This window comes from Mycobacterium sp. DL, assembly GCF_039729195.1.
Lineage (GTDB): Bacteria > Actinomycetota > Actinomycetes > Mycobacteriales > Mycobacteriaceae > Mycobacterium > Mycobacterium hippocampi_A.
In genome coordinates, this window is sequence record NZ_CP155796.1 from 3,163,143 (window position 1) to 3,178,839 (window position 15,697).

Sequence of the window (15,697 nt, forward strand, 5' to 3'; positions counted from 1 at the left end):
GTCGAGGTGTCTCTAGCAAGATGACCGAACACCCGATAGGCGACGACCCGATCAGTGGCTCCATCGTCGCGATCACAGGAGCGAGCAGCGGCATCGGAGAGGCCACTGCCCGATTGCTGGCGCGCCGGGGCGCACGGCTCGTGCTCGGCGCCCGCCGCACCGAACGGCTGGAAACTCTTGCCGACGAACTACGAGCAGGCGGCGGGCAGGTGGCCACCGTCACCGTCGACGTCACCCGTGCGGGGGACATGACGCACCTGATCAACACGGCGGTGGACGATTTCGGAGGGCTCGACGTCCTGGTCGCCAACGCCGGCATCAGCGACATCGGTCCGCTCGGCGACGGTGACGTCGACGCCTGGGACGCCATGATCGACGTCAACCTACGCGGGGTGCTGCACGGAATCGCCGCAGCCACACCCGTATTCCGCAAGCAGAAGCGCGGCCACTTCGTCACGACGGTGTCGACGGCCGGTCTGAAGATCGTGCCCGATATGGGGGTGTATGCCGCCACGAAGAACGCTGTACGCACCGTGATGGAGGCACTGCGCCAGGAATCCACGGACGGCGTCATCCGCACCACGTCCATCTCGCCGGGATTCGTCCGCACCGAACTGGACGGGGGAATCAGCGACCCGGCCCTGCGGGCCCGGATCCGCTCCGACATGGATGCTTTCGGGCTCGAACCGGAAGCAGTCGCGCGAGCCGTCGCCTTTGTCATCGAACAACCGCACGACGTGGAGATCGGCGACCTGACCATCCGCCCGACCGCCCAGGGCTGATTCGGGTTCCCCCACAAAACCACCCGTGGGGGAGATGTGGCGACGCGGACGAGTCGGTAGATCTGTTCTGTATGCCCCCATGGCGCCTACGCGACTTCCACGACGACGACCTCGACCAGGCCATCTCGGTCTGGGATCAGAGCCGCGACGCTACAGACGCACCGCACGCGTTCCCGGTCTCCGAGGTGGTGGCAACCGCGCGCTGCGGTCAACCCGCGGTGGTGGCAGTCGTGGGGGATCAACTGGTCGGAATGGCGGTCGCCCGGGTCAGCGGCGATCGCGCTTGGATATCGATGATGGCGTTGAGCAATCGCTGGCGTGATCGGGGCATCGGCAGCGCTCTGCTTGCCGAACTGGAGTTGCGACTACGTACCCTAGGGGCGCGACGGATCAGTGCGCTGCTGCCGGCAACAGCCACCGGGACCGCCGCCCTGCGCAACTCCGGCTACGTGGAGCGCACCGATCTGAGTTACTTCGAGAGCGTCGATCATGTCGGGCCGTCCGACGCCGGATTGCTGACTGCGCTCGGCGGCCGGATCATGGGTCGCGGACTCTGGGATGCCATGGCCGGCATGGACACCGAGAAGCTCATGATCGAGCGGCGCATCGTGTTGCCGCTGGCTCAGCCAGACGTGGCAGACCGTTATGGGGTGTCACCTCCCAAGGCGGTCATCCTGTTCGGCCCGCCGGGAACGGGCAAGACCAGTTTCGCCAAAGCAGTTGCCGGACGGCTCGGTTGGCCTTTCGTCGAGCTCTTCCCGTCCCGACTCGCGGCGCCGGAGGTCACGATGCCCACGGCACTGCGGGAGATGTTCGACACGCTGACCGAACTCGATGCTGCGGTGGTTTTCATCGACGAGGTCGAGGAGATCGCCGGGTTACGCTCCGGGATCCGGTCGGATCCTGCCCACGGTGTCACCAATGAACTCCTCAAGCTCATACCGACGTTCCGCCAGCAGGAGGAGCGGCTTCTGATCTGCGCGACCAACTCGGTGCGCTCCCTGGATTCGGCGTTTCTCAGGCCGGGCCGATTCGACTACATCATCCCGGTCGGACCACCCGATGTGCTCGCGCGCCGGGCCATCTGGATGCGATACCTCGGTGCCACCGCGGACTCGGTCGAGATCGACAAACTCGTGGAGGCCACCGACATGTTCACTCCGGCCGACATCGAGTTCGCCGCCCGCAAGGGCGCACAATGTGCGTTCGAACGCGAGATCGAGTTCCGCCGAGGCGAGCCCGCGTGCACCGACGACTACCTCGCAGCGATCGCGGAGACCCGCCCGACCTTGACTGAGGCGATGCTCGACGAGTTCAACGAGGACATCGACAGCCGCACCCGGCTGTGAAATCGTCACGCCCCAACACAGCAGGGAGCCTGCCGTTCGGGGGAAACGGCAGGCTCCCTGGGTGTGGGTTGTCAGGCGGTGTTCTGTGCCCCGAGCACCCGCTGGATGTCCGGCTTCATCTGCTGCAGCTGCTGACCCCAGTAGCCCCAGCTGTGCGTGCCGTTCGACGGGAAGTTGAAGACGCCGTTGGCGCCGCCCGCCGCGATGTAGTTGTCACGGAAGCTGATGTTGGTCCGCAAGGTGAAGCCCTCGAGGAACTGTGCCGCCATCAGGTTCTGGCCGGGGGTTCCGCTATCCAGCTCCGACGGGGTGCCGGTGCCGCAGTAGACCCAGATCCGGGTGTTGTTGGCCACCAGCTGAGCGATGTTGACCATCGGATCGTTACGCTTCCACGCCGGATCCGAGGACGGACCCCACATGCTCTCGGCGTTGAAGCCGCCCGCGTCGTTCATCGCCAGGCCGATCAGCATCGGCCACCAGCCCTCGGACGGATTGAGGAAGCCCGAGAGTGAAGCCGCGTAGATGAACTTCTGCGGGTAGTAGATCGCGTAGTTCATCGACGCGCTGCCGGCCATCGACAGACCGACAACTGCGTTGCCGTTCTGCGACACACCGCGGTTGGCCTCCAACCACGCCGGGAGTTCCTGGGTCAGGAACGTCTCCCACTTGTAGGTGTAGTCCTGGCCGTTGCCACGCGACGGCTGATACCAGTCGGTGTAGAAGCTGGACTGGCCGCCGACCGGCATCACCGTCGACAGACCGGACTGGTAGTACCACTCGAACGCCGGCGTGTTGATGTCCCAGCCGTTGTAATCGTCCTGGGCACGAAGGCCGTCGAGCAGGTACACCGCGTTCGGCCCACCACCCTGGAACTGAACGCGGATGTCGCGATTCATCGCCGGGGAGAACACATCCAGATACTCGACGGGAAGACCCGGCCGGGAGAACGCTCCCGCGGTCGCCTGACCCCCGGCGAAGCCGATCAGCCCGGGTAGTGCTGCAGCCGCCATGGCGGCAGCGGCCATCCGGCGCACCCACTTACCTCGAAACTTCTCTCTCAACTCCATACCGGCAACCAACCCACCTTTCTGTACAAGTCCTGCGTGCCTGGCAATTGATGCCGTTTGTGTGCAGGGGTAATGCAACACGCTCCGAGGGCCCGGTCGCCGATCCGACACAGCGAATCGATGTCGCGGTTGGCTAACGGTTGCGACTCGGCACGGACTCGCGACCGGCCGCGTCGGCCTGTGGCCAGTGTGAAATATGTGGTTGATTCCGCACCCGAACGACGTCATGACCAGCCAGCACGCAGCCGACCCGAGTTCGGGGCTGTCAGCTGCCGCAGGCTGTCGCCCGCGACTCTGGCAAACACCTGTTGAAGGGTGCCCCGCCTTCTGCGAAGCTCGGGGTGATGACCGTCGACGATTCGAAGTCCGCCGACCCGTTCGACCTCGGTCGCTTCGTCGAAGCTCAGGACCGGGTGTATCCGACGGCGCTCGGCGAACTGCGCGCGGGCACCAAGCGCAGCCACTGGATCTGGTTCATCTTCCCGCAGCTGCGAGGCCTCGGCCACAGCACGACAGCGCACGAGTTCGGAATCTCGTCGACGGCCGAGGCGCGGGCGTACCTCGACCATCCCGTTCTCGGACCGCGGTTACGCGATTGTGCCGCAACGCTGCTCGCTCACGCAGGCCGCACGGCACACGAGATCTTCGGATATCCGGACGACCTCAAAGTGCGCTCGTCGATGACGTTGTTCGCCCAAGCCGGCGGGGACCCGGTGTTCGGTGCGGTGCTGGACGCGTTCTACGACGGGAAGCACGACCCCGCGACGTTGGAGCTGCTGGACTGACGGATCAGCGCGGCACCAGCACCAGCCAGCCGTGGGCGGGCACCACCGCCTCGGCAACGACATCCGGCGGCGGCGCGCCGGAACCGGCCACCATTTCGGCGGTGCCGAACCCCAACTCCGACAAGGACACCGGCATCGGCTCGTCGGCGACGTTGAGTGCGACGATCAGAGTGTTGTCACCGTCTCGGGCCGCGTATACGTACCCATGGTTGGTGACGTGCAGCGGCGCGGTCCGCGCAGTGTGCAACCAGGGATGGCGCCGCCGCAGGCCGATGAGATGCTGGTGTGCCCGGAACACCTGCTGCCCGTGCTCGCCCACTCCCTCATGGGGAGAACCGAATTCGGGCCGGACCGCATCGTCGCCGCCGAACCGCTCCTCTTTGACCCCGCGGTAAGCGGACTCGTCGCCGGCGTAGACGCTGGGCGTGCCTCCGATGGTCAGCAGAATTGCCAGCGCGTGTTCGACGTGGGCCGGGTTGTCCACCATGCTGGCGATCCGGGTGACGTCGTGGTTGCCGATGAACGTCAACGGGACGAAGGTGTCGAGGAATTCGTTGTGCCTCGTCAGCGTCCAGTCCAACTCATGGAAGTTCGCGTCGTTGAGGCTGCTCCAGATGGCCTTCCAGAGTTCGTACTGCGTGATGGAGTCGAACCCTGCTCTACGGACGTGGGCACCGTAGTCGCCGTGGATGACTTCCCCGACGAACCACGCCTGCGGGAACTCCGCACGCACCCGCGGCAGCACCTCCGCCCAGAAACTGTCGGGCACAGCGTAGGCCGCGTCGAGGCGCCAGCCGTCGGCCCCGCGACCGAGCCAGTGCCGCATCACGTCCACCGTGTAGTCGACGACCTCCGGGTTCCGATGATCGAGCGCGATCAACCCGTCGTGACCCTCGAAGTTCGCGAACGTGCCGCCGCGCACCCGGAACCACGAGGTGTCGCCGCCGTCGACGGCATCGCGATAGCGGGCGAAGTCTGTTCCGACGTGGTTGAAGACACCGTCGAGCAGCAGCCGCAGGCCCCTCTGATGAGCCTCGGAGACAAGGTGATCGAAGTCGGCGTCGTCACCCAACCGGGGGTCGATGCGGTAATGGTCGGTGGTGTCGTACCCGTGGCTGCGTGAGGCGAACACCGGCCCCAGCGCCAAGCCGGAGGCACCGAGTTCGACCGCGTAGTCGAGCCAGTCGACGATCCTGCGGATCCGGTGCTCGTCGGCCGTCGGCGGCGGATCAGCCGGGTGAGCCCCCACGAAGCCCAGCGGATAGATCTGCCACCAGATGACGTGCTCGACCCAATCGGGTTCTGTCACACGCTCCATGGTCATCGGGCGAACGCCTGCTGATACATCGTCTTCATCGTCTCCGTGAGTTCGGGCACCGGGCCGTCGACGACGACGCCGGGCGCGATGGTGGTGATGGCCAGCGCGGCCACCGGCGGCGACGGCGCGCCCCAGGCCTGCAGCCACTGTGTCAACTGAGCCGAGGACGCTGCATAGACGATGCGCCCCAGTCCCACCCAGCCATGTGCCGCTGCACACATCGGGCAGTGCTCACCCGAGGTGTACACCGTGCTTCGGGCGCGTTCCTCGGGTGTCAGGTTGTCGACCGCCCACTTGGCGATGGCGAACTCCGGGTGGCGGGTGGCGTCGCCGTCCCGGACTCGATTGTGGTCCTCGAAACGCACTGTGCCTGAGCCGTCGACGAGCAGTGAACCGAACGGCTCGTCTCCTCCCTGCAGCGCGATACGCGCCAGATCGGTGCACCGCCGCAGGTGCTCGAGGTCGTCTCCGCTGACTGCCACATCCGGAGTCTACGGAACGGGGGTCTCACAGCATGCGTCGTCGGCCTGCTCCCCGCCGGAAGGCGCGTCAGTGGCCTCGAGACGGCAGGCACACGACGCACGGATCGGGACGTCGGCACGCGCGGACGCGAGCTCGAGTTGCCTGCCGATGATGGCTGCTTCCGCATCGCGGCCGAGGCGTGTCAGGCACTCGTGGTATCCGTGCAGGCTCCACACATTGCCCGGGTGTTGGCAGGGCCTGCTCAGTGTCGGATCCAACCCGAGATCCGCGGCGTAGACCTGTGCCGCGTCTTCGACCCGGCCCTGCTCGAGCAGCAGCGCGCCGTACGCATGCCGGGTGGGCTGCATCCAGCCCCATGGTTCGTCGTAGGGGAGCGAGTCGTCGAGCTCCACCGCGCGCCGCAGATGCGCAAAGGCATCGTCGAACGCACTTGCACGATAAGCGATCTCGCCGTCCAACATGGCGGCGGCGACAGCCAGGATATCCCGGCTGGTGTTGTTGAACAGATAGCGGCTCTCCGGAATCCGTGCGTAGGCGGCCGCGAACAGGTCTCGCTCGGCCCTGGCCTCAGCGGTTCGCCCCGACGCCGCCAGGGCCACACCGCGCCCGTAGTGGATGGTGGCCGTGGTCGTGCAGTACAGGTCGGGGTCCTCGGGCAGCGGCGTGCCGATCAGCTCGTCCCACCGGCCGAAGCGAACCAGCACGTGAACCCGCAGCGGCACGAACGCTTCAAGCCAGTCGGCCATCGGCGGTGACTCGATGGCGAGCAGGTCGGGGGAGAGTTGGCCGGCGAGTTCCTCGGCCGCCTTCAGGGCAATCGAGGAGTTTCCCTCGAACATCGCCGAGTACACCACGAAGTGCAGATTGTGCGCCCGGTAGAGCGAATAGAAGTTCAGCTCGCCCTCGCGCTCGACAAATCGCCGATCCACTTGTACCGCAGCCAGATTCGACTGCACCGAGTCGTGATAGTTGCCGCACAGCACGTCGATGTGGCTGGGCATGTGCCGGAGGTGACCGGCGTCGGGAACCAGGTCGCGCAACAGATCCGCCGCGGGCAATGCCTCCTGCGGCGTCGTCGACATCTCCATCGTGTGCAGGTACAGGTGCAGGATTCCCGGGTGTTCCCGTCCGGCGGGGGTGGCCAGCGCGTCGTCGAGGATCCTCTTGGCCTCCACCACCCGTGAGCCTGGGGCGGGCTCGCCGGTTCGGCTGTCCCACAGCGCCCACGCCGTGACGTTCACCAACGCATCGGCCGTCAAGGCGGCCACGTCGATATCGTCGGGATGAGCCGGCGCCAACGCCGCCATCGCATCGGCATACGCGGAGTGCCCGGCCTGCAGGGCCTCGCTGTCATCGGGATCATCGGTGGGGAATCGGGCGGCCAGCGCCTCGATCAGGGCGCGTTCCACGGCGGAGGCGCGGCCGTCGCGGGCCAGTCGCAGTTCCGTCCTGGCCCGGCTCAGCGATGCCGCCAACTCGACGGGATCGAATGCCTCCCAAGCCTTGTTGTAGTTCGGTCCGACGGCATACGCGATACCCCACCTCGCGATCGCGAGGTCGCCGTCGAGCGCCAGCGCCCGCTCGAAGCAGCGGATCGCCTCGTCGTGATTGAAGGCATACGACCAGATCATGCCGCGGTCGAACCAGACCTGGGCCGCGGCCGAGGAGGTCTCAATCGGTCGATGGTACGAGCCGAGATCGTAGTAGCCCTCGGCTTCGCCGAGCATCCCCGGCGCGGCGTTCATAGAGGGCACGATAGTTCACCCGCGCCGCGGTGGCGAGCACCGCGAGCAGGCATCCCGCGGCAGCCCAGACAGCCAGCGTGACCAGAGGTGCGGCGGCGCCATGGCCTCCGAAGTACGACACGCTACGCAGCAGCGAAACCCCCGAACCCTGGGGGACGACGGCGGTGAACGTCGAGTAGAAGCCGGACAGCAGGGGCCGCCCGACGGGCCCGGCCGCTGCCGCGTTGCCGACCACCACGAGGAACAGTCCGAGCAGCACCGAGGCCACGGCACCGAATGCCGCGGCGACGCCGGTGACCGCGCCGCCGACGGCCATCGCGTAGAGCCACAGCACGCCGAAAACCTGCCAGGGGTGGGCCGTCAACGCGTCCAGCACGGGTCCGACGTACACGGTGACCACGCCGGCCAGGACCGCCGAGAACACCGCGAGCGACAGCGTGCGCAGGCCCAGTGTCGCGGGTGTTCGCACCGCGCCCATCAGCCTGCCGAGCAGCGCGGCTCCCAGCGACGCGCCGATGGAGATGAAGATGACGGCGTAGAACTCGACGGTGCCGGACGGGTCACCGGCCGACGTCGGCGCGACGTCCTCGACCACAGGTGTCAGGCCCGCCTGCTCTGCCGCCTGCTGCCCCACGGTCGTGGCCGCCAGCGCCACGCTGTGCCCGCCGCCACCGGCGACGTAGATCGCCATCGTGTTCTCACCGGTCACGGCGAACGCGGCGTCGGCCTTGCGTTCGTACACCTGCTGTCGGGCGGCCGCGGGGTCACCGACCTCTGTGACGGCCAGGGCATTCTCGGCCCGCAGACCGTCGACGACCGGTGCCGGGGCAGACACCGCAACCGTCAGATGGTGCAGGGTCGGTTTGGCGAATGCTCCGGAGTAGCTCGCGACCATCGCCATGACGAACACGGTCAACGCTGCCAGCGCGAGCACCGTGGTGCGCAGCGCAGAGCGATCGCGGTAGGACGGGACGACGGGAGTGTCGTGGTGTCTACCCACGGTGAGGTCCTTTCTGAGTGGACGCGATGCCCAGCAGCGCGTCGACGGTGTCCAGGGCTGCGCTCACGCGCGCGTGCAGGTCAGCGGCCTCGGGATCCTCCATCCACGACCGCAGCACCTCCATGAACCCGCCGACGAGGAAGCGGGTCACCGACTCCGGGGGCAGGGGGGCGATCGTGTCCAGCACAGCCATGCCCTGCGCGGCGATCTCGGCGCATGCCGGGAGCAACGCCGCGCGGAACGCGGTCACCACCGATTGCGTGACAGCACTGGGTATGACGTTGTGGTACATCGCCCGGTGTTCGGAGGCGAACCCGAAGAGTTGCAGGATGCGGCCACGCGCGTCGGCGGCGGCGTCGCCGGCCACCGCCGCGGCGAACGCGTGGGTGAACGCCGCCGCGACGGCGTCGTCGCGGTCGCGGAAATGCCGGTAGAACACCTGACGGCTGACGTCGGCCCTGGTGACCAGTTCCCCGACGGTGATCTCGTCGACCGCACGCTCGTGCGCCAGCTCGAACGCCGCGGCTCGGAGTCGCGTGCGGACTCGCTCGGCGCGGGGGTCGGCGCTGAGGCCACGATCGGGCAGTCGGTTCGGCACCTCCCGAGGCTAGCGGACTTCGTAGACAACTGACCACGATAAATTAGGTTAACTAAGTCACGTGGCGTTCCCGGTGTGACCGCCATCCCCGCTGCGCATCAGCGAGACGGCGCCGGACTCAGTGCCCCGCCACGACATCGGACTCGTCGACCTCCACCGGGTCCTTGGCCCCGGGCAGGAACGAGAAGGCGACACAGACGATCCCGAAGAACAGGTAGCCCAGCGCCACCTGCGGACTCGCCGCCCACGCGACCTCAGGGGCATGGATGAGCCCGATGAAGGACAGCGCGGCTCCCACTGCCGACGCACCAGCGGCGTAGAGGAACTTCTTGTCCAGGATGAACGTGACCATCGTGCCCAGGATGAGTCCGACCAGCACCGCGCCCTCGCCGAGCGTCTTCAGTCCGTCATAGACCACACCCGCGTTGTTCAACGCTTCAGCGGTCACCTCGGTCGCCGATGTCCCCGCGGCGCTGAGCGCGTTGTCGATCATGCCTCGACCCCACTCGGCCAGGTTGGGCAACAGCGCGGCGACCACCGCCACAGCGTGCAGCCGGGGTACCGCCTGGAACGCCTGCGCACCGATCAGCAGCCCGATGTAGAGCAGGATGGGCACGATGGCAGGCACCGGCAGCAGTGCCGCAAGAACCCCGAAAAGCCCGACGAAACAGAGAATTCCGATGGCGGCGCCGCTGGCCAGCGAGTAACTCGCCCGGCCACCGGCGTCCTTCCACCCCGGGTGACCGATGTAGACCGCAGGCGGGAACGGCGACCCGAACGCCGAACCGACCACCGCTCCGGCACCGTCGGCGAGAAGTACGCTGCGCAGGTTGTAGTTGTCGCCGGCCGCGGCGGCGCTCTCGACGTTGCTCATCGCCTCGGTGAAGTTGTACACGCCGAGCGGAATCGCGGTGCCCAGCAGCGGCGCGAGGTCGGAGAGCCCGTTGAACAGCAGATCGAATCGCAGGTCGGGGATACCGATGGCGATGTCGCTGACGGCCTGGCCGACGTCGGGAGCGGACATGTAGCCGCCCGCCCAGCCGATCGCGGTGCCGACCAGCAGCGCGAGCAATCCGATCGGAACACCGCCCGGCAGCTTCACATTGGTGAAGAAGCCGATGAGGATGATGGCCAGGACGGGCAAGCCGATCCAGGCCACCTCCCACATCTGGGCCGCCGGCCGCATCGAGATGAAGGTGATGGAAATGCCCGCAAGGGTTCCCAGCATCGCCGCGCGCGGTGTCAGCTTTCGAATGTACGGACCGACGAAGGCGCCGATCATGACGATGACACCGATCAGGAATGCCCACGCCAGACCGGCCTGCCAGGCCTGGATCGGGTCGTCGGTGGCCAGATAGACCGGCAGCATGACGACGAAGACCACGATGAACATGTGCGGCACGCTCGGCCCGTACGGCAGAGCAGTGACATCAGATCTGTTCTCTCGCTGAGCAAGTCGACGCGCCAGGAATGTGTAGTAGAGGTTGCCGAGAATGAGTGCCACGCCCAGCGCGGGCAGCACGGTGCCCAGGACGTCGTCGGCGGGAACGGCGATGACGCCGATCATCAACCCGGTCAGTGTGAGGACGTTGACCAGGATGTTGAATCCGAGGCCGAAGAACGCGTTGGTGTCACCGCGGGTCCACCACGGTATGGAGATCGGCTTCTCCGTGGGGGAATCGGCGGTCGGATTGGTGACTTCAGTGCTCATCGGATCCTCTCTCAGGCTGCCGTCGCGGCGAGTTGACTCAGTGCCGGGATGACCGCCGCACTGTCGGCCACCCAACCGAAAATGCCCCCCTGCGCTTTGATCATCTCCAGTCCGATGCGCTGAAAATCGGGGAAATAGGAACCCACACAGTCGGATACGACCAGGCATTCGTACCCTCGGTCGTTGGCCTCGCGAGTGGTCGTGTGCACGCAGACCTCCGTGGTCACACCGGTGATCAGGAGCTGGGTGATTCCCGCCTCGGCGAGGATCTCCGACAACTCGGTTGCGTAGAACGCGCCCTTCCCGGGCTTGTCGATCACGACCTCGCCGTCGATCGGGGCCAGCTCGTCGACGATGTCGTGGCCGTATTCACCGCGGATCAGGATGCGGCCGTACTTGCCCGGGTCCCCGATGCGCTTCGATGGCGCACCTCGGTTGAGTTTGGCCGGCGGACAGTCGGAAAGGTCGGGTTCATGCCCCTCGCGGGTGTGGATGACCATGACACCCGATGCGCGCGCCGCTGCGATCAAGGCGGCCAGCGGTGGCACCACCTTGAGCAACTGATCCACATCGTTGCCGAGACTTTCGCCGAAACCACCGGGCAACAGGAAGTCCCGTTGCATGTCGATGACGATGAGCGCTGTCCTGTCCGCGACGATCGGGAAGGAGGTCGGTTCGGCGGGCACGTCGAATGTTGATGTCACAGGCGCTCCTCGGCGACGTTGGAATCGGTTGTGGTCATGGCGGCCACCGTCTGCGGCGCTCGCGGTTCGTCGAGTAGCTGCGCGGCGAGCTGCAGTACGGTGTCGTCGCTGAGGGCGGCGCCCAGCAACATGGCGCTGTAGGGCCGCCCATCGGCGGTCACGCCGAGCGGAATCGCGGCGCCGAGGAGGTCGAGCAAGTTACCGAAATGTGTGTAGTGGCCGAGCATCGTGTTGCAGTCGATCGGTGCGGCACGAACCTCGTCGACGGTGAAGGTGGTGCCGATCGTCGGCAGCACCAGCACATCCATGCGGCGCCACAGGCGGCTCACGACCGCCTTGAGCTCCTGCAGCTTCTGCAGAGCGGCGAAGGCGTCGACCGCCGTGTAGTTGTGCCCACTGGAGAAGATGTCACGCACCACCGGATGTATCGACTCCGGTTGTGCGGCGAGGAAATCGCCGAACTCCACCAACCGCTCGGCCACCCAGGGGCCTTGGTAGAGCAATGAGCCGGCAGCGAGGAACGGTTCCAGCGAGACGTCGACGACCGTGGCGGATCGCGACAGGTGCTCCCTGAAAGCCAGGTGCGCGCTGCGCATCTCGTCGTCGCCGAAGAACTCCAGCTCGGACTCCGGTGGCAACCCCACCCGGATCGGGGCACCCGAGAAGCGGGGGCCGCGGTCGCGCGACCAGGCATCGTCGTCATCGCGACCGACCATCACATCGAGCACCCGGTCGACGTCGTCGATGCAACCCGCCATGACGCTGAGGCAGTCCAGCGATTTGCAGGCGGGAACGAGACCGACTGTGCTGATCAGCCCCCGCGACGGCTTGAAGCCCACGACCCCGTTCAGCGCGGCCGGCACCCGACCGGAGCCGGCGGTGTCGGTGGCGACCGCAAACGGCACCTGCCCGAGCGCCACTGCCAGAGCAGAGCCGGAACTCGATCCGCCCGAGATCATCTCGCCGCCATAGACGCTGCGGGGGACGGTGTAGGGGGTGCGTGTCCCGTTCAGTCCCGTCGCGAACTGGTCGAGGTTGGTCTTGCCCACATACAGCGCCCCGGCGTCGAGCAGTCGCTGCACGGCGGGTGCGGTGACTGACGCGACATAGGCGTAGTCGGGACATGACAGCGTCGTGGCGACGCCCTCGACGTCGATGCTGTCCTTGACCCCGAACGGCACGCCGTAGAGCGGCAGCGTCCTGGCGCCGGGGCGCTGCTCGATCGCCTCCGCCGCGGCAATCAACTGGTCACGGGGAACCGTGGACAACCAGGTGCCGTCGTCGCCGCGGGCGGCGATCGCATCGGCAACGCGAGCAGCGGTTTTTGCAGGTGATCCCGTGCCCCCCGCGTGCGACGCGAGGATCTCCGCCACGGAGGGTCCGATGGAGGGACCATGGAAGGCTTCGGCCATAACTGTCGATTGTCGACAGAATGATGGCGAATGCGGGTCAGCTGTGTGTCGTTTGTGTTAGCGCTCGGACTCGAGCACCTCAGCGCTCGGACTCGAGGCCGAGGTAGTGCAGATGCCCGTGGTCCTGCAGAGCCTCGACAACGACTGCGGGATCGTTCATCTCGAGCGCGGACAAGATCGCCTTGTGTCGCTCGATGCCGTCGCCGCCCTCCCGCTGGCGGGCCTCTTCGCGCAGGTTCCTGGCCATCGGCAGCTGCAGCTTGAGCAGGATGGGTTCGAGAGTGATGTCGAGTTGACGGTTGGCGGCCAGCGCCACGACCGCCGCGTGGAACGCTCGGTGGGCATCGTCGCGATCCAGAGCGTCCTGCGCGGTGTCCATGCGTTCGAGCGCCGCCCTGACCGGCTCGAGAGCCTGCCCGGGGTCGGGTAAGGGGAGCGCGGTTTCTATCGCGTGCCGCTCCAGGACCCCTCGAAGCCCGAACAACTGAAGGATGTCGCCGGGTGACCACTCGGTCACGCGCGATCCGCGCCGGGGGAGATGCTCGACCAGTCCTTGCTGCGCGAGCAGCCGTAGTGCTTCCCGCAGCGGTGCCCTGCTGATGCCGAAATCGGCACACAGCTGCTCTTCGACGATCTTGTCGCCCGGCGCGAGCTCACCGCTGAGGATCGCGTCACGGAGTCGGTGTCCGGCCAGTTCGACCAGGGTTGCGGGCAACAAGGGGCGCGACGGGTCATCACTCGGCGCGGCCATGGCACACAATGGTAGGAACTATTGCCCCCCGGCGCATCGACACCGCCCGCGACGCCCATGTCGCATGTGCTTGGGATCCGGTGGACTCACCCCGAATCATCTATTACGCAACGTCTCTCATGGCCCGCCGCGGTCATCTTCCGACGGGCGTTCTTTGGGTGTGTCGTCGTCGGGCAGCAGGTATCGCTCGGGGTGGTGGTAGTTGTTGATGCGGGTTTGGCCGGTCTGGCCGTCATGGAAGACCGGGTCGATCTCGACGAGCCCAGGCACAGTCATCCCACTCGGCCCAGCCGTCAACTCACCCAGTGTCGTCCTCGGCTACCTTCCGCCGCCGAGGAACGCTCAGCATGTCAGGCCGGAATCACCGATAGATCCACAGTCCCCGGTGGTGCGGAAAGGCGAGGTGTCCGCATTCGAAACCTGCAGCGATCAGGCTGCTTGGTTGTCGGGGGGTGCGGGTCCGCCGGGTTCGCTGGTGTGGTCGCTCGGTTGGGGGTCGAGTTCCTCGGGGGTGATGGGTTCGGGGGCAACCCGCTCGGCGACGATCGGTTCAGGGTCGATCGTCGCCGACGCGATCGGTTCGGCGTCGCCGGGTTCCGGTTCCTCTGGTGGGCGGAGTAGGGCTTCGGGGCGGTGGTAGTAGTTGATCCGTGCTTGGCCGGTGTCCAGTCCCGGTGGTGGGATCCATTCGACCTCGTGGCGGTCGTTCATCCGGGTGGTCCAGCCGCCGTGGGTGTTGACCATTCTGTTGTCGGGTCCACAGGCCAGGCCGAGGTCGTCGATGTTGGTGTTGCCGCCGGCCGCCCAGTCGGCGGTGACGTGATGCACCTGGGTGCCGTAGGCGCCGACGGTGCAGCACGGTTTGGTGCAGCCGTTCTCGCGGGCGATGAGCATGAGCCGCTGAGCGGGGGAGGCGACGCGTTTGGTGCGGAACAGGTCCAGCGCTGATCCGGTGACGCCGTCGAACACCGCGAGGCTGTGGTGGGCGTGGGCGCCGAGGCGGACCACGTCTGTGATCGGGATGACGGTGCCACCGCCGGTGACACCGACCCCGGCCCTGCTCTCGAGGTCTTGCAGCGTGGTGCGGATGATGATCGACACCGGGAGCCCGTTGAGGTCGCCCAGGCCACTCATCAACGCGATCCGCCCGACCACCACCAGCGCATCGTGCTGGCGTTGGGCCAGCGACCGGTGATCGTTGTCGATCTGGACCTGACTCGGTGTGCCCGACGTGCACGGCTCGGGATCGTCGGGGTTGCACATGCCGGGGGCGGCGAATTTGGCGAAGATCGCCTCCAGAGTCGCCCACGCCTCGGGGGTCAACTCCCCTCGGACGGGGATGTTCCCGTTGCGCTGTTGTTTCCCTGCTGAGAGCCCGCGGGTGCGGGCGCGTTCGGTGTCGTCGGGTTCGGGGCCGTCCTGGTCGAGCAGGAACAACCTCAGCGCGGCGGTCTCCTTGAGTTCCTTCGGCCCCACTCCGACCGCGACGCGCACCACATCGACTTCGAACTGGGCCGCGGTGGTCGCGTCGACGAAACCCGGCAACTTTGTGACCGCGGCGCGGATCACCGCGACATGCTCACCAGTGATCAGCCCCAGGCTCTGGGCGGCGGCGGTCGCCGGCAACACCGCGGGGAGGGGCTCTCCGGTGATCGTGCGTCGCGGCGCCAACACCGCGGCCTCGTTCAGGCGACGATTCGCCTCAGCAGCCGAGATGCGCCAGCGGACGGTCAGGACGTCTTTCCAGGATTTGGCGCCCAGCTGCTGCGGGGTGGTCTCGGTCTGTAGCCGGGCCAGCAGCCGCTGACTCACGCTGGGGAGCTGGCAGGTCAGGGTCTGCAGATCGTCGAGGGGCCCGATCAGCTCAGCGCGGGTCAGCAGGTCGATGTCGCAGGCGGCCACGGCGTCGAAGGCGGCCCGCAACGCGGTCACCGCCTCCTGCAAACCCGTCCCCGACATCCTTCGAACATACATTCGACCACCGACAAATCC

15 protein-coding genes are annotated in these 15,697 nt (G+C 66.9%); 3 read left to right on the forward strand and 12 right to left on the reverse strand.

Features of this window, described 5'->3' with window-relative positions; genetic code table 11:
• The first annotated feature begins 20 nt into the window (after nt 1-20).
• Together ABDC78_RS14985 and ABDC78_RS14990 are read left to right on the forward strand one after the other, a co-directional pair.
• On the forward strand, nt 21-782 hold the full coding sequence (locus tag ABDC78_RS14985; protein ID WP_178356868.1) for an SDR family oxidoreductase: 762 nt from the start codon (nt 21-23) through the stop codon (nt 780-782).
• Nucleotides 783-853: 71 nt separating this feature from the next.
• Complete coding sequence (locus tag ABDC78_RS14990) at nt 854-2,131, forward strand: GNAT family N-acetyltransferase (protein WP_178356867.1); 1,278 nt, start codon at nt 854-856, stop codon at nt 2,129-2,131.
• A gap of 71 nt (nt 2,132-2,202) precedes the next feature.
• On the opposite strand, the gene ABDC78_RS14995 is transcribed toward ABDC78_RS14990, so the two are convergent.
• Complete coding sequence (locus ABDC78_RS14995) at nt 2,203-3,198, reverse strand: alpha/beta hydrolase family protein (RefSeq protein WP_178356866.1); 996 nt, start codon at nt 3,196-3,198, stop codon at nt 2,203-2,205.
• Nucleotides 3,199-3,542: 344 nt separating this feature from the next.
• Between ABDC78_RS14995 and ABDC78_RS15000 the strand changes: the two genes are divergently transcribed.
• Entirely contained in the window at nt 3,543-3,983 is a 441-nt protein-coding gene (locus ABDC78_RS15000) for a DUF1810 domain-containing protein (protein ID WP_178356865.1), read from the forward strand.
• Between the two features lie 4 nt (nt 3,984-3,987).
• Here ABDC78_RS15000 and ABDC78_RS15005 read toward each other — a convergent pair whose 3' ends face one another.
• The 11 genes from ABDC78_RS15005 to ABDC78_RS15055 all read right to left on the reverse strand — a co-directional run bounded on the left by ABDC78_RS15005 (nt 3,988) and on the right by ABDC78_RS15055 (nt 15,679).
• Nucleotides 3,988-5,301, reverse strand: coding sequence for an alpha-amylase family protein (locus tag ABDC78_RS15005; protein ID WP_256735831.1), 1,314 nt, complete (start codon nt 5,299-5,301; stop codon nt 3,988-3,990).
• A 2-nt stretch (nt 5,302-5,303) separates the two neighbouring features.
• Nucleotides 5,304-5,783: a nucleoside deaminase gene (locus tag ABDC78_RS15010; protein ID WP_178356863.1), complete on the reverse strand. Its 480-nt coding sequence runs from the start codon at nt 5,781-5,783 to the stop codon at nt 5,304-5,306.
• A gap of 9 nt (nt 5,784-5,792) precedes the next feature.
• The gene (locus tag ABDC78_RS15015; RefSeq protein ID WP_256735827.1) at nt 5,793-7,529 is read right to left on the reverse strand and encodes a tetratricopeptide repeat protein; all 1,737 of its coding nucleotides are present in this window, start codon (nt 7,527-7,529) and stop codon (nt 5,793-5,795) included.
• Complete coding sequence (locus ABDC78_RS15020; protein WP_178356862.1) at nt 7,456-8,529, reverse strand: hypothetical protein; 1,074 nt, start codon at nt 8,527-8,529, stop codon at nt 7,456-7,458. Before ABDC78_RS15020 ends, ABDC78_RS15015 begins: the two co-directional genes overlap by 74 nt.
• Nucleotides 8,522-9,115: a helix-turn-helix domain-containing protein gene (locus ABDC78_RS15025; protein WP_178356884.1), complete on the reverse strand. Its 594-nt coding sequence runs from the start codon at nt 9,113-9,115 to the stop codon at nt 8,522-8,524. Before ABDC78_RS15025 ends, ABDC78_RS15020 begins: the two co-directional genes overlap by 8 nt.
• Nucleotides 9,116-9,245: 130 nt before the next feature.
• Nucleotides 9,246-10,838 (reverse strand): regulator, encoded by a 1,593-nt coding sequence (locus ABDC78_RS15030; RefSeq protein WP_178356861.1) that lies wholly within the window; start codon nt 10,836-10,838, stop codon nt 9,246-9,248.
• 11 nt (nt 10,839-10,849) lie between these two features.
• The gene (locus ABDC78_RS15035; RefSeq protein WP_178356860.1) at nt 10,850-11,542 is read right to left on the reverse strand and encodes a cysteine hydrolase; all 693 of its coding nucleotides are present in this window, start codon (nt 11,540-11,542) and stop codon (nt 10,850-10,852) included.
• Nucleotides 11,539-12,954, reverse strand: a complete 1,416-nt coding sequence (locus ABDC78_RS15040; protein ID WP_178356859.1) for an allophanate hydrolase — start codon at nt 12,952-12,954, stop codon at nt 11,539-11,541. The genes ABDC78_RS15035 and ABDC78_RS15040 overlap by 4 nt, the downstream gene beginning before the upstream one ends.
• A 79-nt stretch (nt 12,955-13,033) precedes the next feature.
• The gene (locus ABDC78_RS15045; protein ID WP_178356858.1) at nt 13,034-13,705 is read right to left on the reverse strand and encodes a GntR family transcriptional regulator; all 672 of its coding nucleotides are present in this window, start codon (nt 13,703-13,705) and stop codon (nt 13,034-13,036) included.
• Between the two features lie 117 nt (nt 13,706-13,822).
• On the reverse strand, nt 13,823-13,981 hold the full coding sequence (locus ABDC78_RS15050) for a hypothetical protein (RefSeq protein WP_178356857.1): 159 nt from the start codon (nt 13,979-13,981) through the stop codon (nt 13,823-13,825).
• A gap of 153 nt (nt 13,982-14,134) precedes the next feature.
• Nucleotides 14,135-15,679: an HNH endonuclease signature motif containing protein gene (locus ABDC78_RS15055; protein ID WP_178356856.1), complete on the reverse strand. Its 1,545-nt coding sequence runs from the start codon at nt 15,677-15,679 to the stop codon at nt 14,135-14,137.
• Nucleotides 15,680-15,697 lie beyond the last annotated feature (18 nt).